The sequence below is a fragment of the Streptomyces sp. SJL17-4 genome (assembly GCF_036826855.1).
In the GTDB taxonomy this organism is placed as follows: Bacteria; Actinomycetota; Actinomycetes; order Streptomycetales; family Streptomycetaceae; genus Streptomyces.
The window spans coordinates 1,981,112-2,000,581 of record NZ_CP104578.1 but is presented as its reverse complement, the minus strand read 5'-3'; the positions used below and the strand labels follow the sequence as shown (position 1 = coordinate 2,000,581).

The 19,470-nt window shown below is 71.5% G+C and carries 14 protein-coding genes; 10 read left to right on the top strand and 4 right to left on the bottom strand.

Going from position 1 to position 19,470, the window contains the following annotated elements:
* Nucleotides 1–178: 178 nt before the first annotated feature.
* The 5 genes from N5875_RS08815 (at nt 179) to N5875_RS08795 (ending at nt 6,508) form a co-directional block, all read left to right on the top strand.
* Nucleotides 179–1,714: an ABC transporter substrate-binding protein gene (locus tag N5875_RS08815; protein ID WP_338499122.1), complete on the top strand. Its 1,536-nt coding sequence runs from the start codon at nt 179–181 to the stop codon at nt 1,712–1,714.
* 85 nt (nt 1,715–1,799) lie between these two features.
* On the top strand, nt 1,800–3,677 hold the full coding sequence (locus N5875_RS08810) for an ABC transporter permease subunit (protein ID WP_338492777.1): 1,878 nt from the start codon (nt 1,800–1,802) through the stop codon (nt 3,675–3,677).
* A complete protein-coding gene (locus N5875_RS08805) occupies nt 3,658–4,620 on the top strand; it encodes an ABC transporter ATP-binding protein (protein WP_338492775.1) in 963 nt (320 codons plus the stop codon). The genes N5875_RS08810 and N5875_RS08805 overlap by 20 nt, the downstream gene beginning before the upstream one ends.
* A complete protein-coding gene (locus N5875_RS08800) occupies nt 4,617–5,291 on the top strand; it encodes a dipeptide/oligopeptide/nickel ABC transporter ATP-binding protein (protein WP_338492772.1) in 675 nt (224 codons plus the stop codon). The genes N5875_RS08805 and N5875_RS08800 overlap by 4 nt, the downstream gene beginning before the upstream one ends.
* Nucleotides 5,288–6,508: an MFS transporter gene (locus N5875_RS08795; RefSeq protein ID WP_338492769.1), complete on the top strand. Its 1,221-nt coding sequence runs from the start codon at nt 5,288–5,290 to the stop codon at nt 6,506–6,508. The genes N5875_RS08800 and N5875_RS08795 overlap by 4 nt, the downstream gene beginning before the upstream one ends.
* Here N5875_RS08795 and N5875_RS08790 read toward each other — a convergent pair.
* The 3 genes from N5875_RS08790 to N5875_RS08780 all read right to left on the bottom strand — a co-directional run bounded on the left by N5875_RS08790 (nt 6,505) and on the right by N5875_RS08780 (nt 10,421).
* Nucleotides 6,505–8,034, bottom strand: a complete 1,530-nt coding sequence (locus tag N5875_RS08790; RefSeq protein ID WP_318212110.1) for a UDP-N-acetylglucosamine 1-carboxyvinyltransferase — start codon at nt 8,032–8,034, stop codon at nt 6,505–6,507. The two genes, N5875_RS08795 and N5875_RS08790, sit on opposite strands and share 4 nt — an antisense overlap.
* A gap of 51 nt (nt 8,035–8,085) precedes the next feature.
* Nucleotides 8,086–8,442, bottom strand: a complete 357-nt coding sequence (locus N5875_RS08785; RefSeq protein ID WP_318212109.1) for a VOC family protein — start codon at nt 8,440–8,442, stop codon at nt 8,086–8,088.
* Nucleotides 8,443–8,543: 101 nt separating this feature from the next.
* Nucleotides 8,544–10,421: an amidohydrolase gene (locus N5875_RS08780; protein ID WP_338492763.1), complete on the bottom strand. Its 1,878-nt coding sequence runs from the start codon at nt 10,419–10,421 to the stop codon at nt 8,544–8,546.
* A 93-nt stretch (nt 10,422–10,514) separates the two neighbouring features.
* Between N5875_RS08780 and N5875_RS08775 the strand changes: the two genes are divergently transcribed.
* Together N5875_RS08775 and acnA are read left to right on the top strand one after the other, a co-directional pair.
* Nucleotides 10,515–11,564 (top strand): LacI family DNA-binding transcriptional regulator, encoded by a 1,050-nt coding sequence (locus N5875_RS08775; RefSeq protein ID WP_318212107.1) that lies wholly within the window; start codon nt 10,515–10,517, stop codon nt 11,562–11,564.
* A gap of 227 nt (nt 11,565–11,791) precedes the next feature.
* Nucleotides 11,792–14,509 carry an aconitate hydratase AcnA gene (acnA, locus tag N5875_RS08770; RefSeq protein ID WP_318212106.1) on the top strand — a complete coding sequence of 906 codons (2,718 nt, stop codon included), beginning with the start codon at nt 11,792–11,794 and terminating at the stop codon, nt 14,507–14,509.
* A 79-nt stretch (nt 14,510–14,588) separates the two neighbouring features.
* On the opposite strand, the gene N5875_RS08765 is transcribed toward acnA, so the two are convergent.
* On the bottom strand, nt 14,589–15,506 hold the full coding sequence (locus N5875_RS08765; RefSeq protein WP_318212105.1) for a VCBS repeat-containing protein: 918 nt from the start codon (nt 15,504–15,506) through the stop codon (nt 14,589–14,591).
* A gap of 540 nt (nt 15,507–16,046) precedes the next feature.
* On the opposite strand from N5875_RS08765, the gene ngcE reads away from it, so the two are divergent.
* The 3 genes from ngcE to N5875_RS08750 all read left to right on the top strand — a co-directional run bounded on the left by ngcE (nt 16,047) and on the right by N5875_RS08750 (nt 19,460).
* Nucleotides 16,047–17,492 (top strand): N-acetylglucosamine/diacetylchitobiose ABC transporter substrate-binding protein, encoded by a 1,446-nt coding sequence (gene ngcE, locus N5875_RS08760; RefSeq protein ID WP_318212104.1) that lies wholly within the window; start codon nt 16,047–16,049, stop codon nt 17,490–17,492.
* Between the two features lie 100 nt (nt 17,493–17,592).
* Nucleotides 17,593–18,522, top strand: coding sequence for a sugar ABC transporter permease (locus tag N5875_RS08755; RefSeq protein WP_209497352.1), 930 nt, complete (start codon nt 17,593–17,595; stop codon nt 18,520–18,522).
* Entirely contained in the window at nt 18,522–19,460 is a 939-nt protein-coding gene (locus tag N5875_RS08750; protein WP_318212103.1) for a carbohydrate ABC transporter permease, read from the top strand. Before N5875_RS08755 ends, N5875_RS08750 begins: the two co-directional genes overlap by 1 nt.
* Nucleotides 19,461–19,470: the final 10 nt, after the last annotated feature.

Here is a 19,470-nt window from a genome sequence, read left to right as displayed (position 1 = left end):
GCCCGCCGTCGCCTGCCCGCCGTCGCCCGGCTGACGGCGGGCGACGGCGGGCGCGCGATGATCCCGGGTGCCGAGACAACCATAATGAAAACGATTGTCATCCTGGTATGGTCGGCCCGTACCCGCTCGCCGCGCCCCTCCGAGGACTCCCTTGTTCCGCCTGCCCGTGCGCTCCGGCCTGCCCGGAAACAGCCGCACACCCCGCGCCCACCGCCGCCGCACCGGCACCGCTCTCGCTCTCACCACCGCGGCCGTGACCCTGCTCTCCGGCTGCTTCGCCGGCACCGGAAGCACCGGAAGCGCCGGAAGCAAGGGCGCCGCCCACGACGGACGCCTCCGGGTCGCGATGATGCAGCCGCCCCGGTCCGGCCTCTCCCCGCTCTCAGACGACGCCTTCAAGCTCTCCCGGTGGTCCACCGCCGAGACCCTCGTCCGGCTCGACCGCGACGGCAACGCCGTACCCGCCCTCGCCACCTCCTGGCGTCGGAGCGGCTCGAACTGGACCTTCACGCTCCGCGACGGCGTGACGTTCCACGACGGAACGCCCCTGACCGCCGAGGCCGTCGTCCGCTCCCTGACCACCGCGGCCCAGGCCTCTCCCAAGCCCCGCATCCTCGACGGCGTCGCCCTCACCGCACGCGCCGCCGGCCCCCGCGCCGTCACCGTGACCACCGGCACGGCCGACCCCCTCGTCCCCCAGCGGCTCAGCTCGCCGCAGCTGTCGATCCTCGCCGCGAAGGCCTACCGTGGCCGCACCGTGAACCCCGTCGGCGCCGGCACCGGACCCTTCGTCCTGGTCCGCGCCGAGGGCGCCGCCTCCGCGACCCTCGACCGGTACGAGTCCTACTGGGGCGGCCGCGCCAAGGCCACCGGCATCGACGTGCGGTACGTCCCCGACGGCACCGCACGGGCCGCCGCCCTGCGCAGCGGCGAGGCCGACATCGTCGAGGCCGTCCCCGTCTCCCAGGCCCACCTCCTCGACCAGAAGCTGGTCACCGAGGTCCCCATGCCCCGGACCAACACCCTCTACCTCAACACCCGCAAGGGCCCGTTCAAGGACCCGGCTCTCCGCGCCGCCGCCCGCGAGGCCGTCGACGCGCGCGCCCTCGTCGCCGGCGTGTACGAGGGCCGCGCCGACGTGGCTCACGGACTCCTCGGCCCCGCCCTGCCGTGGGCGGCCGAGCTCCGCACACCCCTCCACCGTCCCCACGCGCCCGGCGCCCCCAAGGGCGCCACCGTCACCATCGGCACCTTCACCGACCGGGCCGAACTGCCCGAGGTCGCCCAGCTCCTCCAGCAGCAGCTCCAGAAGGCCGGGTTCACCGTGAAGCTGGACGTCAGGGAGTACGCCACCATCGAGGCCGACGCGCTCGCCGGGAAGTTCGACGCCTTCGTCCTCTCCCGCGCCACGGTCCTCGACTCGGGCGATCCCGCCGCGTACCTCTACAGCGACTTCGCGGGCGACGGCTCCTTCAACATCGCCCAACTCGCCGACCCCGCCGTCGACCGAGCCCTCACCACCGCCACCGACACGGCGACCGGCGACGCCCGCCGCCGGGCCGTGATCGCCGCCGAGGCCGCCGTACTCGCCACCGACGCGGCCGTGCCGATGCTGCACGAGCGCGTCATCCAGGGCGACGCCGCCGACGTCGTGGACGCCGCGCACGACCCGCGCGAACGCGAACTCGTCACCATCGACACCCACGTACGGTGAAGTCGCCCGCGGTGACCACCCTCGCGGCCCGAGTGCTCGTGGCGAAGGCCCTGACCGTCAAGACACTCCTGACGAAGGCCCTCCCATGACCCACCCCACGGGGAAACGCCTCCCGACGGAACCCTCGCCCGCCGCGCCCTCGCCCGCCGCGCCCTCACCCGCGGCGCCCTCAGCCACGGCGTCCCCGGGGTCGCCCCGGTGGCGATCCGCCCTTGCCGGTGCCACCGGCAGGGGCGCCGCCCTGGCCGTTCTCGTGGCCGTCGTCGGGCTGCTGCCATGGCTCTCCGGCAAGGATCCCGCACTCGGCCTGCTGCGCGCCCGGTCCGCCGAACAGGCCCCCACCCCCGAGGCGCTCGCCGCCATCCGCGCCGACCTCGGACTCGACGCGGGGCCGTGGGGCCTCCTCGGCGGCTGGGCCACCGGACTGGTCCGCGGCGACCTCGGGGTCTCCTGGGTCTCCGGCAGCGACGTCCTGCCCTCGGTCGTGACGGGCCTCGGCGTCTCGCTGACCCTGATGGGAGCGGCGCTCGTCGTCGCCCTCGTCGTCGGCTCGCTGCTCGCCGCGCCCACGCTCGTACGGGGCAGACCGACGGCCGGCTCGGTCGCCGCGGTCCTGACGTCGCTGCCCGAATTCCTGCTCGCCCTCGTGCTGCTGATCGTCGCCGGGGTGTGGCTCGGTCTGCTGCCCACCTCCGGCTGGGCCGGACCGGCGCACCTGGTGCTGCCCGCACTGGCCCTCGGCGTCCCGGCGGGCGCGCTCCTCGGCCGGCTCGTCGCCGACGCGGTCCCCGCCGTCCTCGACGAACCGTGGGCGGAGCTGTGGCGCGGCGCCGGGACCAGCCGTGCCCGGATCAACCGGGCCGCGCTCCGCCGCGCCCTGCCGCCGCTCGTCCCGCAGATCGGCCTGGTGGTCGTCGGCCTCACCGGCGGCGCGGTCGCCGTCGAGACCGTCTTCGCCGTCCCCGGCATCGGCCGTACGGCGCTCGGCGCGGCGAAGGCGCAGGACCTGCCGCTGCTCCAGGGCTGCGTGCTCGCCCTCCTCCTGCTGGGCCTGCTGGTCGGCGCCGCCGCCTCGCTCGTCCGGCGCAGGCTCCTCGGGCCCGCGCTGCGCGAGGCGGGCCTGACCCTGCCGCCGCCCCGGCCGACGCGGGTGTCCGCCGTGGTCCCACTGCTCCTGGCCGCCGTACTCGCGGGGGTGATCGGCTGGGGGCTGTTCCGTGATCCGTACGCCGTGGACGTGGCCTCCCGGCTCGCCGGGCCCTCCGCCGCGCATCCGCTCGGCGCGGACGCCCTCGGCCGGGACGTTCTCGCCCGGCTCGGGCACGGCGCCGCGGCCACCGTGGGTACCGCCACCGCCGTGACCGCGCTGAGCTGGCTGATCGCCCTCGTGCTCGGCTTCCTGCCGGCCACGGCGGCCGGCCTCGCGGACATCGCCAACGCCCTGCCGCCGGTGATCGCCGGCCTGCTCGTCGCGGCCGTGACCGGCCCCGGCGCGGGCGCGGCCGCCCTTGCCGTGACCCTGGTCTCCTGGCCGCCGCTCGCCGCCCACGCGGCCGCCCTCGCCCAGGAGGTACGGGCCTCACGCTTCCTCCAGGCCCAACGGGCCCTGGGCGCAGGTCCGTTGTGGATCGCCACGCGCCACGTGCTGCCCTCGGTGGCGGGCCCGGTGGCCCGGCACGCGGTGCTGCGGCTGCCCGGCATCACCCTCGCCCTCGCCTCGCTCGGCTTCCTCGGTCTCGGCGCCCGGCCGCCCTCGCCCGAGTGGGGCCTGCTCCTCGACGAGTCGGCCGACTACGTCGAGCGGGCCCCCGCCGCGGCGCTCGCCCCGGCCGTGGCCCTCGCGCTCCTCGCCGTGCTCGCCGTCCGCCTCTCCCACCTCTCCCACGTCTCGCCGGTACGCCGGAGTCCCCACACCGCACCCCTCCCCAGGAAGGCCCGCTCCGTTGCCGCCGCCGGCTCCTGAACCGCTCCTCTCCGTCGACGGCCTCCGCGTCTCCTTCCCCCGGGCCGCTCGTGCGGACGTCGAGGCCGTGCGGGGGATCGACTTCGAGGTGTCCGCGGGCGAGGTCTTCGCCCTGGTCGGCGAGTCCGGCGCGGGCAAGTCGCTCACGGCCCGCGCGCTGCTCGGCATGGTGCCCCGCGCGGCGGCCGTCTCCGGCCGGGTGCTGCTGCGCGGCGCCCCCGTCACCCCGGCCGACCTCGGGCGCCGCCTCGCCCGGATCCCGCAGGACGCCTTGTCGGCACTGTCGCCCGTCCACCGGGTGGAGGACCAACTGGCCCTCGCCGTACGGTCGGTGCAGGGGCTCGGCCGGCGCGAAGCCCGCGAGGCCGCCCGCCGGGCGCTGGCCGACACCGGCCTCGCCCCGGAAGCCGCCACGGCGTACCCGCACACGCTGTCGGGCGGTATGCGCCAGCGCGCCGTGATCGCGCTCGCCCTGGTCAACGGGCCCGACCTCGTCGTGGCCGACGAGCCGACCACGGCGCTCGACCCCGAGCGCCAGGAGCACGTCCTCACCCTCCTGCGCGAACGGTGCGCGGTCGCCGGAGCCGCCCTGCTGCTCGTCAGCCACGACCTGGAGGCCGTACGCCGCCACGCCGACCGGGTAGCCGTCCTGTACGCGGGCCGGATCGTCGAACTCGGCCCCGTGGCAAGGGTTCTGGAGCGCCCGGCGGCCCCGTACACCCGTGCCCTCCTCGCCTCGCTGCCCACGGCCGGACTGCCCCGCCGCTCCCGGCTTCCCGTCCTCGCCGGAGCGCCACCGGTCCCGGGCACGACGAATGAGGGCTGTGCCTTCGCACCCCGCTGCCCGTACGCCACCGCCCTCTGCCGGCGCGAGGACCCCGGACCGAGGACCGTCGACGGGCGCCGGGTCGCCTGCCACCACCCCCTCGGGGAGGCCGCGTGAACGCCCTGCTCCAGGTACGCGACCTCGTCGTACGCCACGGAGACCGCACCGCCGTCGACGGGGTGTCGTTCGACGTGGCGGCCGGTGAGACCGTCGGCCTCGTCGGCCCCTCCGGCTGCGGCAAGTCGACCACGGCCGCGGCCGTCCTGCGGCTGCTGCGTCCCCACGCGGGGTCGGTGCGGTTCGACGGTGTCGAGCTGACGACCCTGCCCGAGCGTGAACTCCGGGCGCTGCGGCCCCGGTTCCAGCCGGTCTTCCAGGACCCGTACGGAGCGCTCAGCCCGCGCCGCCGTATCCGCGAGCAGATCGCCGAGCCCTTGCGGCTGCACGGACGCTGGACACGGGCCGACGGTCCCGCCCGGGTCACCGAACTCCTCGGCCTCGTCGGCCTCGACCCCTCGCACGGCGACCGGTTGCCCCACGAACTGTCCGGCGGGCAGTGCCAGCGCGCCGGGATCGCCCGCGCCCTGGCCACCCGCCCGGACCTGCTCGTGCTCGACGAGCCGACCTCCGCCCTCGACCCCTCACTGCGGGCCGGCGTCCTCAATCTCCTGATGGACCTTCAGGACACCCTCGGGGTCGGCTGTCTGTTCATCTCCCACGACAGGGCGGCGGTGCGGCACACCTGCGACCGCGTCCTGACCATGCGCGACGGAAAGCTCACCGCGTGACCCCCCTCGCCCGCCTGCTCATCACGAGCCAGTTCGCCTTCAACCTCGGCTTCTTCGCCGTCCTGCCCTACCTCGCCGGCCATCTGGGCGGTGCCCTCGGATTCGGCGGCGCGCTCGTCGGACTCGTCCTGGGCCTGCGGACCTTCAGCCAGCAGGGCCTGTTCGTCGTCGGTGGGGCGCTCACCGACCGGTACGGGCCCCGGCCCGTGGTCCTCGCCGGCTGCGCGCTGCGGGTCGTCGGTTTCGCCTGGCTCGCCCTCGCGGAGAACCCCTGGACGGTCACCGGGGCCGTCGTCCTCGTCGGCTTCGCCGCCGCCCTCTTCTCCCCGGCCGTCGAGTCCGAGATCGCCCGCGAGGCGCTGCGAGCCGAACGGTCCGGCGGCCCCCGGCGCACCCGGACCCTGGCCCGCTTCTCGGCAGGCGGCCAGGCCGGCGCCCTCCTCGGCCCGGCCCTCGGCGCCCTGCTCCTGTACGGGACCGGCGACGCCCACTTCCGTACGGCCTGCCTGGCCGGAGCGGCCGTCTTCGCGCTCGTCCTCGCCGCCCACGCCCGGCTGATGCCCCGTGGCGGCGGCCGGGAACGGCACCCGGGGGAGTGGCGGACGGTCCTCGGCGAGCGGCGCTTCCTCCGCCTCGCCCTCGCCTACTCCACCTATCTCCTCGCCTACAACCAGCTCTATCTGGCCCTCCCCGCCGAACTGGACCGCGCCACCGGCTCCCAGGCCGCCCTCGGCTGGTTGTTCGCCCTCTCCTCCGCCCTGGTCGTGTTCGGCTCGGCGCCCCTGGAACGGCTCGCGGCCACCCGCCTCGACGGCCCGGCGATGGTCCGCGCCGGCCTCCTCCTGATCGCTGCGGCGTTCGCCGCGACGGCCGCCCTCCGGACGTACGAGGGCCTCTGGGCGGCGGCCACGTTCACCGTCCTGCTCACCCTCGGACAGATGCTGGTGCTGCCCGCCACCCGGGCCCTGCTCCCGGACCTGGTGGACGAGCGCCGGCTCGGCCTGGCCACCGGCGCGCTCTCCTCGCTCTCCGGCCTGGTGGTCCTCGCCGCGTCGGCCCCGGTGGGCGCCCTCCTGGACCACCCGGGCCCCACCCCCTGGCTACTCCTCGCGACAACCCCGCTCCTCGGCCTCGCCCTCGTACCGGCGGCGAGGGGGCCCCTCGCGCCGGGCGCAAAGGCGCCCCGCCGCGCGAACGGCCCCCAGGGGGTGTCCTAGATGTCCCGGAAGATCTCGATCTGCGCGCCGATCGAGTTCAGTCGCTCCGCCAGGTCCTCGTAACCCCGGTTGATGACGTACACGTTCCGCAGGACCGACGTGCCCTCGGCGGCCATCATCGCGAGGAGGACGACCACCGCGGGGCGCAGGGCCGGCGGGCACATCATCTCGGCGGCGCGCCAGCGGGTGGGGCCCTCCACCAGGACGCGGTGGGGGTCCAGGAGCTGGAGGCGGCCGCCGAGGCGGTTGAGGTCCGTGAGGTAGATGGCGCGGTTGTCGTAGACCCAGTCGTGGATCAGGGTCTTGCCCTGGGCCGTCGCCGCGATCGCCGCGAAGAAGGGGACGTTGTCGATGTTCAGGCCGGGGAACGGCATCGGGTGGATCTTGTCGATCGGCGCCTCCAGCTTGGAGGGGCGGACCGTCAGGTCGACCAAGCGGGTCCGGCCGTTGTCCGCCGGGTACTCGGCCGAGCGGTCGTGGTCGAGGCCCATCTCCTCCAGGACCGCGAGCTCGATCTCCATGAACTCGATCGGGACCCGGCGGATGGTCAGTTCGGATTCCGTCACGACCGCCGCCGCCAGCAGGCTCATCGCCTCGACCGGGTCCTCGGAGGGGGAGTAGTCGACGTCCACGTCGATCTGCGGCACTCCGTGCACGGTGAGGGTGGTGGTGCCGATGCCGTCCACCCGTACGCCGAGGGCCTCCAGGAAGAAGCACAGGTCCTGGACCATGTAGTTGGAGGAGGCGTTGCGGATGACGGTCACGCCGTCGTGGCGGGCCGCCGCGAGCAGGGCGTTCTCGGTCACGGTGTCGCCGCGCTCGGTCAGCACGATCGGGCGGTCGGGGGAGACCGAGCGCTCGACCTGGGCGTGGTAGATGCCCTCGGTCGCGGTGATGTCGAGGCCGAAGCGGCGCAGCGCGATCATGTGCGGCTCGATCGTGCGCGTACCGAGGTCGCAGCCGCCGGCGTACGGCAGCTTGAAGCGGTCCATGCGGTGCAGCAGCGGGCCGAGGAACATGATGATCGAGCGGGTGCGGATCGCCGCCTCGGCGTCGATCGAGTCCATGTCCAGCTCGGCCGGCGGCACGAGCTCCAGGTCGACGCCGTCGTTCACCCAGCGGGTGCGCACCCCGATGGAGTTGAGCACCTCCAGGAGGCGGAAGACCTCCTCGATGCGGGCGACCCGGCGCAGGACCGTGCGGCCCTTGTTGAGGAGGGAGGCGCAGAGCAGCGCGACGCAGGCGTTCTTGCTCGTCTTGACGTCGATGGCGCCCGAGAGGCGGCGGCGGCCGACGACCCTGAGGTGCATCGGTCCCGCGTAACCCAGGGACACGATCTCGCTGTCGAGGGCTTCGCCGATCCTGGCGATCATCTCAAGGCTGATGTTCTGGTTGCCGCGCTCGATCCGGTTGACGGCGCTCTGGCTCGTGGCCAGTGCTTCGGCGAGCTGCGTCTGTGTCCAGCCGCGGTGCTGACGGGCGTCACGGATGAGCTTGCCGATGCGTACGAGGTAGTCGTCTGCCATGGCGTCACGTTATCTCAGATATGAGATGGTGCTCGCCGTTGGGGTAGGCCGTCAGAGTGACAGGCCGTGCGCGGTCGGGTGACGCGGTTCGTACAGGGGGAGTTCGGTGCCGCTCGGCAGCCGTACGGCGGCGAGCAGGCCCCAGCCCTGGTCGGTGATGGCGCGTGAGATCTCCGCGCCCCGGTCCTCCAGCTCCGTCAGGGTCGCGGTGAGGTCGTCGCACATGAGGTAGAGCTCGTGCTTCGGCTCCTCCTTCGTCGGGTGGACGGCGACCTCGGCGGGCGGCAGCTTGAAGATGAGCCAGCCGCCCCCGGCGTCCACGTGCGGGAAGCCGGTCACGTCCTTGAGGAAGGCCCGGTCGGCCTCCGCGTCCCGCGTGTACAGAATCACGTGCGCGCCACTGAACATGTCCCGATCCTCGGCCGCCCGTACGGCCGCGGCAATTCGTCCGCGGCCGTACGGGCGGGTGTCTGCGGGGGAGGGGGTGGCCTGTGTGGAGGGCGAGCGTCTCAGTGCGCCGCGCAGCCGCACGCCCGGTGCCGGCCGCCGTGCACCGCCGCGTACGTCGAGGGCCGCGGCGCGGACGCCGCACGGGCAAGACCCGCGCCGGCCGTACGCCCCGAGGCCGACTCCGCGTCGTGGACCACGCGGCCCCCGACCAGCGTGAGCCGCACCGTGGTGTCACTGATGTCCGCGACCGGACATTCCATTACATCCCGGTCGAGAAGCAGCAGATCGGCGGCCCGTCCCTCCCGGACCGTCCCGGTCTCCCCGTCCATCCGCAGCTGCCAGGCCGTGCCGTACGTGTGCATCCGCAGCGTCGAGGCGCGGCTCAGGCCCTCGAGCTCGCGGTGGAGCGGGCCCTCGCCGTACGCCCCCTGCCGGTCGATCGCGGTCCGGATCTGGTTCCACACCTGGAGCGCGTCCACCGGCCAGTCCGAGCCGCCCGAGAGCACGGCGCCGTGGCGTTCGAGCGAGCGCGCCGGGTACATCCACCGGTGCCGCTCGGCTCCGATGTACGGCAGGAGCGCCTCCATCGTCCAGGTGTCCGCGGACGCCCACTGCAGCTGCATGCAGGCCGCCACGCCCAGTGCGGCGAAGCGCCGCAGATCGGCGGGGTCCACCAGCTGGAGATGGGCGACGGCGTTGCGCGGGTCGCGCAGCCCGGTGGCGCGGCGGGCGTACGCGTATCCGTCGAGCGCCGTCCGTACGGCCCGGTCGCCCAGGCCGTGGGCGTGCATCTGCCAGCCGGCCCGGTTGAAGGTGGCCGAAAGCCGTCCGTAGTCCTGGGCCGAGACGTACAGTTCACCCCGGTTGGTGGTGGATCGTCCCTCACCGTCCAGATACGGTTCGAGGAGCGCCGCCGTCTGCGCCGGGTACTCGATCACCCCGTCCAGGAACACCTTGATCATCCCGAAGCGCAGCCCGCGCACGTCGCCGAACTCCCGGCGCAGCCCCCGGGCGTACGCGAGCGCCGCCGCCGGGTCCTTCGCCTGGTCCGGGTCGAGCCGGATCGCCGGGACGATCCGCTGCGGCAGCTTCCCCGCCGCCGCGAGCGCCCGGTACGTGCTCAGCTCACCGCGCCCGACCAGGGCGTCCATCATCGTGGTGACCCCCGAGGCCGCCGCCTGGGCGAGCACCCGCGCGCAGGCCGCGACCAGTTCGGCCTCGCTCGGCTCCGGGATGTGCCGGGTCACCAGCGGCTGGGCGTCGTCCTTGAGGACGCCGGTCGGCCTGCCGTCCGCGCCCTTCACGATCTTCCCGCCGGGCGGGTCCGGTGTGGCGGCCGTGATGCCGGCGATCTCCAGGGCGCGGCCGTTGACCCAGATGTTGTGGCCGTCCCCGCCGACCAGGGCGACCGGACGGCGGGTGGGGAGGGCGTCGAGCAGCGAGTGGTGGGGGAGCGACCCCTGCGGCAGCAGGCCGATCGGGTTCCAGTCCTCCACGACCAGCCAGCCGTCCGGTTCCTGCCCCGGGCTGTCCTTCAGGAAGCCGGTCAGGATCGCGAGCAGCTCCTCCCGTGTCGTCTCCGCCCCTTCGAGTGAGGGCCGCAGCGAGCGGCTGCCCGCGCCCAGGGGGTGGACGTGGCCGTCGTGGATGCCGCTCATCACGGTCGCACCGCGCGCGTCGACGACCTCGGTGTCCCGGCCGACGAGGCGGCGCAGTTCGTTGCCCCGGCCGGTCGCCAGGATCCGGCCGTCGCGGCCGACGGCCACGGCCTCGACGGGCCGGCCGCCGGACCGGCCGGTGAACACCCGGGCGTTGTGCACGACCAGCGCGGCCGACCGGGGGCGCGAGCCCGCCGCCGCGGGGCTCCCGGCGACCCCGACGAGACCCGCCGCACCGGCGGCGGCGAGAACGGTGCGCCGGCTCAGGGAAGAAGTCATGACCACTCCAAACATTGGCTGTGGCCGGACGCTCGCTGATTAACGTCGTAACCAGTACCCTCCCCGGACCGCGAAATCCGTACGATGGCGCGCATGCCAGGGCCCACCCTCACCGACATCGCCCGCGCCGCGGAGGTGTCCACCGCCACCGTGTCCCACGCCCTCAACGGCACGGGCCGGCTCGGTGAGTCCACCCGGCGCCGGGTCCGCGAGGTGGCGGCGGCCCTCGGCTACGGCTCGCGCCGGACGCCCCTCAGCCGGACCGGGACGCTCGGCCTCGCCGTCACCACCTTCGCGGGCGCGCCCTGGAACTACCTCCAGGTCCCCTACTTCTCCCGCCTGCTGACCGCCGCCGCGGCCACCGCGCACGCCCTCGGCTACGCGCTGACCGTCCTCCCCGCGGAGCGCGGCGGAGAGACCCTGTGGCACACCCTGACCGTCGACGGCATGCTCCTGCTCGACAGCCCCGAGGACGACCGGGTGCTGCGCGCCCTGCGGGCCCGGGGCATCCCCGTGGTCTTCGACGGCCGCCCCACCGACCCGCACCCCGACGACGTCTGGGTCGACAACGACCACGCCACGACCACCCGCGAGGTCCTCGACCATCTGGCGGCCGCCGGTGCGCGCCGGATCGCCCTGCACGCCGGGTACGGCCGCGAGTACTACACCGGCGCCGTGACCCGGGCGTACGAGGAGTGGTGCCGGGAGCACGGCCGGGAGCCCTCGGTGATCACCTTCGACCCGGAGGACGCGCATGGCCATGCCTTCGACCGGGCGTTCGCCGACCGGGCCCTCTCGGGGCGGGACTCCTCCGACCGACCCCTCTCCGACCCGGCCTCCTCCTGCGACGCCGTCCACTCCCTCTACGACCCCGGCGGCCGGCAGGTCCTCGCGGCTGCGGCCCGCCACGGTCTGCGGATCCCCGACGACCTGCTCCTCGTCTGCGCCAGCGAGGATCCGGCCTATGCCGAGACCGACCCCCCGGTGACCACGGTGACGCTGCGGCCCGAGACCATCGCGGAGACGGCGATCACGACCCTGGTGGCCCGGCTCGACCCCGCCCTCCCGGCCCCCGCGCCGGGCGGGCTGACGGTCCCGGCCCGGCTGTGTCCGCGCACGTCGACCGGACGGCCGTCAGGATGACGGCCGTCACAGGCATGCCGGGCATGACCGAGCAGCGGGGATGCACTAGAGTTATCTCGACATCGAGATAACTGCTTACGGCGCACCGCGGCCGCCCACCCAGTAAGGGTTACCTAACTAAGCCTTACCTTAGCGGATCGGCGAGGGAGTCGTGGCGTGCACCACGCGGCGGCAGCCGCATATTGTCGCGGCGCGGTAATACGCGCACATTGATGAAGGAGACTGTCGTGTCGGCGAACAGCTTCGACGCCCGCAGCACGCTGCGCGTGGGCGACGAGTCGTACGAGATCTTCAAGCTGGACAAGGTCGAGGGCTCCGCGCGCCTCCCTTACAGCCTGAAGGTCCTCCTGGAGAACCTGCTCCGCACCGAGGACGGCGCGAACATCACCGCCGACCACATCCGGGCCCTCGGCAACTGGGACTCGCAGGCCCAGCCGAGCCAGGAGATCCAGTTCACGCCGGCCCGCGTGATCATGCAGGACTTCACCGGCGTTCCCTGTGTCGTCGACCTCGCCACCATGCGTGAGGCCGTCGCGGCGCTCGGCGGCGACCCGGCGAAGATCAACCCGCTCTCCCCGGCCGAGATGGTCATCGACCACTCCGTCATCGCGGACAAGTTCGGCACCAACGAGGCCTTCGCGCAGAACGTCGAGCTGGAGTACGGCCGCAACAAGGAGCGCTACCAGTTCCTGCGCTGGGGCCAGACCGCCTTCGACGACTTCAAGGTCGTCCCCCCGGGCACCGGCATCGTCCACCAGGTCAACATCGAGCACCTGGCCCGTACGGTCATGGTCCGCAACGGCCAGGCGTACCCCGACACCCTCGTCGGCACCGACTCCCACACCACCATGGTCAACGGCCTCGGTGTGCTCGGCTGGGGCGTCGGCGGCATCGAGGCCGAGGCCGCGATGCTCGGCCAGCCGGTCTCCATGCTCATCCCGCGCGTCGTCGGCTTCAAGCTGACCGGCGAGCTCCCGGCCGGCACCACCGCCACCGACCTGGTCCTCACGATCACCGAGATGCTGCGCAAGCACGGCGTCGTCGGCAAGTTCGTCGAGTTCTACGGTGAGGGCGTCGCCGCCACCTCCCTCGCGAACCGCGCCACCATCGGCAACATGTCGCCGGAGTTCGGTTCCACCGCCGCCGTCTTCCCGATCGACGGCGAGACCCTGAACTACCTCAAGCTGACCGGCCGCTCCGCGCAGCAGGTCGCGCTCGTCGAGGCGTACGCCAAGGAGCAGGGCCTCTGGCTCGACCCGGCCGCCGAGCCCGACTTCTCCGAGAAGCTGGAGCTCGACCTCTCCACGGTCGTCCCCTCCATCGCCGGCCCGAAGCGCCCGCAGGACCGCATCGTCCTCGCGAACGCCGCAGCGCAGTTCGCCCAGGACGTCCGCAACTACGTCGACGACGTGGACGAGGCGGGCAAGGAGTCCTTCCCGGCCTCCGACGCCCCGGCGAACCACCCCAACGGCGCCCCGTCGAAGCCGGTCACCGTGACCGCCCCCGACGGCTCGACCTACGAGATCGACCACGGCGCCGTCACCGTCGCCGCGATCACCTCCTGCACCAACACGTCGAACCCGTACGTGATGGTCGCGGCCGCGCTCGTCGCGAAGAAGGCCACCGAGAAGGGCCTGACCCGCAAGCCGTGGGTCAAGACCACCCTCGCCCCGGGCTCGAAGGTCGTCACCGACTACTTCGACAAGGCGGGTCTCACCCCGTACCTCGACAAGGTCGGCTTCAACCTCGTCGGCTACGGCTGCACCACCTGCATCGGCAACTCCGGCCCGCTGCCGGAGGAGGTCTCCAAGGCCGTCAACGAGCACGACCTGGCCGTGACCTCGGTGCTCTCGGGCAACCGTAACTTCGAGGGTCGTATCAACCCCGACGTCAAGATGAACTACCTGGCCTCCCCGCCGCTGGTCGTCGCGTACGCCATCGCGGGCTCCATGAAGGTGGACATCACCAAGGACGCCCTCGGCGTCGACCAGGACGGCAAGCCCGTCTACCTGGCCGACATCTGGCCGACGGAGGCCGAGGTCAACGACGTCGTCGCCAACGCCATCGGCGAGGACATGTTCAACAAGTCCTACCAGGACGTCTTCGCGGGCGACGCCCAGTGGCAGGCGCTGTCGATCCCGACCGGCAACACCTTCGAGTGGGACGCCGAGTCCACCTACGTCCGGAAGCCCCCGTACTTCGAGGGCATGACGATGGAGACCACCCCGGTCACCGACATCGTCGGCGCCCGCGTGCTGGCCAAGCTGGGCGACTCGGTCACCACCGACCACATCTCCCCGGCCGGCGCCATCAAGGCCGACACCCCGGCCGGCAAGTACCTCACCGAGCACGGTGTGGAGCGTCGTGACTTCAACTCCTACGGCTCGCGCCGTGGCAACCACGAGGTCATGATCCGCGGCACCTTCGCCAACATCCGCCTGCGCAACCAGATCGCGCCGGGCACCGAGGGCGGCTTCACCCGCGACTTCACCCAGGCGGACGCGCCGGTGTCGTTCATCTACGACGCCTCGCAGAACTACCAGGCCGCCGGCACCCCGCTGGTCATCCTGGGCGGCAAGGAGTACGGCTCCGGCTCGTCCCGCGACTGGGCCGCCAAGGGCACCGCGCTCCTCGGCGTCAAGGCCGTCATCACCGAGTCGTACGAGCGCATCCACCGCTCGAACCTCATCGGCATGGGCGTCCTGCCGCTCCAGTTCCCGGCCGGCCAGTCGGCCGACTCGCTCGGCCTGACCGGCGAGGAGACCTTCTCCATCGCGGGCGTCACGGAGCTGAACGAGGGCACCACGCCGAGCACGGTCAAGGTCACCACCGACACCGGTGTCGAGTTCGACGCGGTCGTCCGCATCGACACCCCCGGTGAGGCGGACTACTACCGCAACGGCGGCATCATGCAGTACGTGCTCCGCAACCTGATCCGCGGCTGACGCGTCGGGTGATCGGCTAGTACGACAAGGGCCCCGCTCCTCGGAAGAGGAGCGGGGCCCTTGCGTTGCGCCAAGGCGACTAGAAGAGCTCGCGGAAGCCGTTCCAGCCGGACGTGCCGATCTTCACGCGGCCGGTGTACGGGGTCGTGGAGCTGCCACGGCCCTTGTACAGCCACAGCGCGCCGGCGCTGTCGCGGGCGACGAGGTCCGCCTTGCCGTCGAAGTTCAGGTCACCCGAGGAGGCGATGGCGTTGTAGGAGTTCCAGCCACTCCCGATGCGGCTGCGGGTGGTGAAGGGCGACCGGTAGTTGCCGGTGCCCTTGTACAGCCACAGCACGCCGGAACGGTCGCGGGCGACGATGTCGGGCCGGCCGTCGCCGGAGACGTCGCCCTTGCCGGCGATCTGGGTGTAGGCGTTCCAGCCGGAGCCGATGCGGTAGCGCTGGGTCAGCGAGCCGTTGCCGTTGCCCAGGTAGTGCCACAGCACACCGGAGCTGTCGCGGGCGAGGACGTCGTCGGCCACGCCACCACCGGTGTTGGCGGCCGAGAAGACCTCGTTGTAGATGCCCCAGCCGCCACCGATGAAGCGGGGCGAGCCGCCGAACGCGGTGTAGGTCAGGTTGCCGCGGTTGACGGTGTACATGCCGTTGGCGGAGCCGTTGCCGTCCATGTCGGCCTGCGAGAAGTGCTTGTCGTAGTTCCAGCCCGAGCCGGACTGGGTGTTGAGGCGCTGGATGGCGCCACCACCGACCGGCTCGTAACGCCAGATGATGCCGGCGCTGTTGACGCCGTTCAGGTAGTTCACCGGAGCGGCGGCGGCGGCCGACTCGGCCGAGAAGGCGCTTGCGCCGGACGCCTGCTCGACGCCGGCGATGGTGGGCTTCGGCGCGTCGGCGGCCGCGGCCGCCGTCGTCGTGCCGACCAGAGCCGCCGTTATCGCCGCGACCGTCACACGGGACAGAACGCCCGTGCGGTTCAGGCGAGAAGACTTCGCCACGTATTACTCCAAACGCATAGGAAACCAGGCAGGTTCGCCGCGCCTCCGTCGCGAGGACGGGCGCCGGCGAGACCTCTATGATCCCGGATCCTCCTTATGGAATCTTCACTTGGTGGAGGGTCTGTGACACAACTGTTTCGATCACGGACGTATGTCCGCCTTTGCCCCTTCACTCACCCGCTCCGTACGGTTGGGGTCCCGCCCATGCTGCGACACGGCCTCCCATAGGTGGAGGCCTGATGTGCTGTCAAGGGTGTTACAGGGCCAACGGTTGGACGAAACGCCGCAGATCCAGCGTGCTTATCCCGGAGGTCTCAACTCGGGAAAGATGGCCGTCAAAACCTGCTTTCGATCTTGCTCAGGCGAAGGGAAGTGGACTATACCTGTCGGCGTCCAGCCAGTCGGTTCCATCACACGACGGCCCGACGCCTGCACGACCCGGCTGCAAATGACCGCGGTGGCGGGGCCCTTCGCCTGTGGCGAGTGAGTACGGGCGACCGGTACACCGCCTGAGTCCTGAATGAAGGCGAGGACTTGAGCATGGGATCCACCTCCGCTCAGACCAATGAGGGCCTTGGCCGTCGCGACCTGATCAAGCGTTCCGCCGCGATCGGCCTGATTTCGGTGCCGACCATGGGCTTCCTCTCCGCCTGCGCGAGCAGCAGCGGCGACGGAAACGGCAAGGTCGAGAAGGGTACGAAGTCCGACAAGAACCCGCTCGGGGTGAACGAGTCGGCACCGCTCGATTTCGTCCTCTTCGACGGCGGATTCGGACAGCAGTACGCCAAGGACGCGATCAAGGTCTACGAGACGAATTACCCCAAGGCCAAGGTCAAGTTCACGCCCACCCAGAAGATCACCACCGAGCTCCAGCCGCGCTTCAACGGTGGCAACCCGCCGGACCTCATCGACAACTCCGGCGCCGAGCAGATGGACATGGGCGTCCTCGTCGGCCAGAAGCAGCTGACCGACCTCACCGCCCTCCTCGACGCGGCCTCCGTCGACGACCCGAACAAGAAGGTCCGCGACACCCTGCGGCCCGGCATCATCGAGATGGGCCAGTTCGACGGCGCCCCCGTCTGGGTCCTCTACTACGCGTACACCGTCTACGGCGTCTGGTACTCGCAGAAACTGCTCGACTCGCTCGACGCGAAGTACCCCGAGACCTGGGACGAGATGCTGGCCGTCTGCGAGAAGGCCAAGAAGAAGGGCATCGCGGGCTGGACGTACGCGGGCAAGCACCCGTACTACCTGCCCTTCTCGCTCTACCCGATGATCGGCAAGGTCGGCGGCCGCGAGGTCCTGGACGCCATCGACAACCTGGAGCCGAAGGCCTGGGAGCACCCCGCGGTCAAGACCTGTTTCGAGGCCTACTACGAGCTCCAGCGCAAGGGCTACATCCTCAAGGGCACCCCCGGCCTCGACCACATCCAGTCGCAGACCGCCTGGACCGAGGGCAAGGCGCTGTTCATCCCGAACGGCTCCTGGGTCGAGAACGAGGCGGCCAAGACGATGCCGGCCGACTTCGACCTGGCCGTCTCGGCCCCGAGCGGCATCGACGCCTCCGACAAGATGCCCTTCGGCACCATGTGGGCGTCCGGCGGCGAGCCGTTCATCGTCCCGGCCAAGGCGGCCAACCCCGAGGGCGGCATGGAGCAGCTGCGCATCATGCTCAGCGAGGCCTCGTCCAAGAACTTCACGCAGTCCGTGAAGTCCCTCTCCGCGTTCAACGGCGGCACCGACGGCATCGAGCTGACGCCGGGCCTCAAGTCGGGTGTCGCGGCCCTGGAGAAGGCCGGCCAGAACGTCGTCAACCCGCGCCTCCAGGACTGGTACGTCGCCCTCCAGAAGGAGAAGATCGGTGTCGCGGGCATCGGCGAGATGATGGCCGGCCGCGCGACCCCGGCCGAGACGATCAAGAAGATCCAGAAGTTCGCCGACGAAGCGGCCAAGGACTCCTCGATCAAGCACTACAAGCACCAGTGAGCAGTGCCGGGGCCCCTTCCCGCCGACCGGGAGCGGGCCCCGGGCCCTTCGCGCGCGGCACCCGCGGCGCGCCTCCGCGGGAAGATCGGGGTCGGTAGGAATGCAGCACGGCAAGTACCGTTTCATCGTGGGGTTCCTGGCGGCACCCCTCGCGCTCTACGCGCTCTTCGTCATCTGGCCGTTCATCCAGTCCATCTACTACTCGCTCACGGACTGGAGCGGACTGAGCCCCGAATTCGGGTTCGTCGGATTCGACAACTACAGCAGAATGCTGGACGACGAGATCTTCTGGAAATCGCTCCAGCACAGTCTGACCCTCGCGGTGGTGCTGCCGCTGGTGACCGTCGGACTCGCGCTGTTCTTCGCGTTCATGCTCAATGTCGGCGGTCGGCGTCGTCGCGGAGCGGCCATCGCCGGCGTGCGCGGATCAGCCTTCTACAAGATCGTGTACTTCTTCCCGCAGGTGCTGTCGATCGCCATCGTCGCGCTGCTCTTCCAGTTCGCCTACAACCCGAATAGCGGAGCCATCAATTCCGCTCTGAAGCTCGTGGGCCTCGGCAGTATTCAGCCGGACTGGCTGGGCGATCCGAAACTCGCCCTCATCTGCGTGATGGCGGTTCTCGTCTGGTCCACGGTCGGCTTCTTCGTCGTCCTCTTCTCGGCCGGCATGGCGTCCATTCCGAGGGACTTCTACGAGGCGGCGCTGCTCGACGGCGCCAACCGCTTCACGACCTTCTTCAAGATCACCCTGCCGCTGCTCTGGGACACCGTGCAGTCCGGCTGGATCTACATGGGCATCCTCGCGCTCGGCGCGGAGTCCTTCGCCGTCGTCCAGATCATGACCGTCGGCCCCAACGGCGGCGGGCCCGACTACTCCACCGTCGTCCTTCCGCTGTACGTGTACCAGAAGGCGTTCCGGGACGGTCAGGCCGCCTACGCAACGACCATCGGTGTCGCGCTCCTTCTCGTCACCCTGGCCTTCGCGGCCGTCGTGATGAAGCTGGGCCGGCGCGAGCGGCTGGAGTTCTGATGAAGACGACCGACACTGTCACTCCCGGCGTCGAGTCCCCCGACCCCTCGGGGGGCGCGGGGCCCGCGGTCGCCAAGACGGCGGCGCCCACGCCTCGCAAGGAGTCCAAGAGCGAGGGCGCGGTCCTCAACGTCTTCTCGCACGGCGTCCTGATCATCTGGGCGATCATGGTCGTCATGCCGCTGCTCTGGGCGGTCATGACCTCCTTCAAGACCGACCGGGCGATCTTCACCTCCCCGTGGTCGCTGCCCGACAGCCTGCACTTCGAGAACTGGTCGCGCGCCTGGTCCCAGGCACACATGAGCGACTACTTCATGAACACGATCGTGGTCGTCGGCGGTTCGCTCGTCGGCACGCTGCTCCTCGGCTCGATGGCGGCGTACGTGCTGGCCCGCTTCGACTTCCCCGGGAACCGCTTCATCTACTTCCTCTTCATCGGAGGAATGAGCTTCCCGATCATCCTGGCGCTCGTGCCGCTCTTCTACGTGATGCAGAACATGGCCCTGCTCAACACCCCGCACGGCCTGATCCTCGTCTACATCGCGTACTCGCTTCCCTTCACCGTCTTCTTCCTCACGGCCTTCTTCCGCACGCTGCCGACCTCGGTGGCGGAGGCGGCCTTCGTGGACGGCGCGTCGCACACCAGGACCTTCTTCCAGGTGATGCTGCCGATGGCGAAGCCGGGCCTCATCAGCGTCGGCATCTTCAACTTCCTCGGCCAGTGGAACCAGTACCTGCTGCCCACGGTGCTCAACACCGAGCAGGACCAGAAGGTGCTCTCCCAGGGCCTGGTCCAGCTCGCCACGAGCCAGGGCTACAAGGGCGACTGGTCAGGACTCTTCGCCGGTCTGGTGATGGCGATGCTCCCGGTGCTCGCCGCGTACATCATCTTCCAGCGGCAGGTGGTGGCCGGGCTGACCGCCGGCGCCGTGAAGTAACCCACGCTCC

Bases quoted from the DNA above. Each gene is read 5' to 3' on its own strand.
- N5875_RS08750 (WP_318212103.1), top strand. From the start codon at position 18,522: ATGAAGACGACCGACACTGTCACTCCCGGCGTCGAGTCCCCCGACCCC.
- N5875_RS08775 (WP_318212107.1), top strand. From the start codon at position 10,515: ATGCCAGGGCCCACCCTCACCGACATCGCCCGCGCCGCGGAGGTGTCC.
- ngcE (WP_318212104.1), top strand. From the start codon at position 16,047: ATGGGATCCACCTCCGCTCAGACCAATGAGGGCCTTGGCCGTCGCGAC.
- N5875_RS08780 (WP_338492763.1), bottom strand. From the start codon at position 10,421: ATGACTTCTTCCCTGAGCCGGCGCACCGTTCTCGCCGCCGCCGGTGCG.
- N5875_RS08785 (WP_318212109.1), bottom strand. From the start codon at position 8,442: ATGTTCAGTGGCGCGCACGTGATTCTGTACACGCGGGACGCGGAGGCC.
- N5875_RS08790 (WP_318212110.1), bottom strand. From the start codon at position 8,034: ATGGCAGACGACTACCTCGTACGCATCGGCAAGCTCATCCGTGACGCC.
- N5875_RS08755 (WP_209497352.1), top strand. From the start codon at position 17,593: ATGCAGCACGGCAAGTACCGTTTCATCGTGGGGTTCCTGGCGGCACCC.
- N5875_RS08810 (WP_338492777.1), top strand. From the start codon at position 1,800: ATGACCCACCCCACGGGGAAACGCCTCCCGACGGAACCCTCGCCCGCC.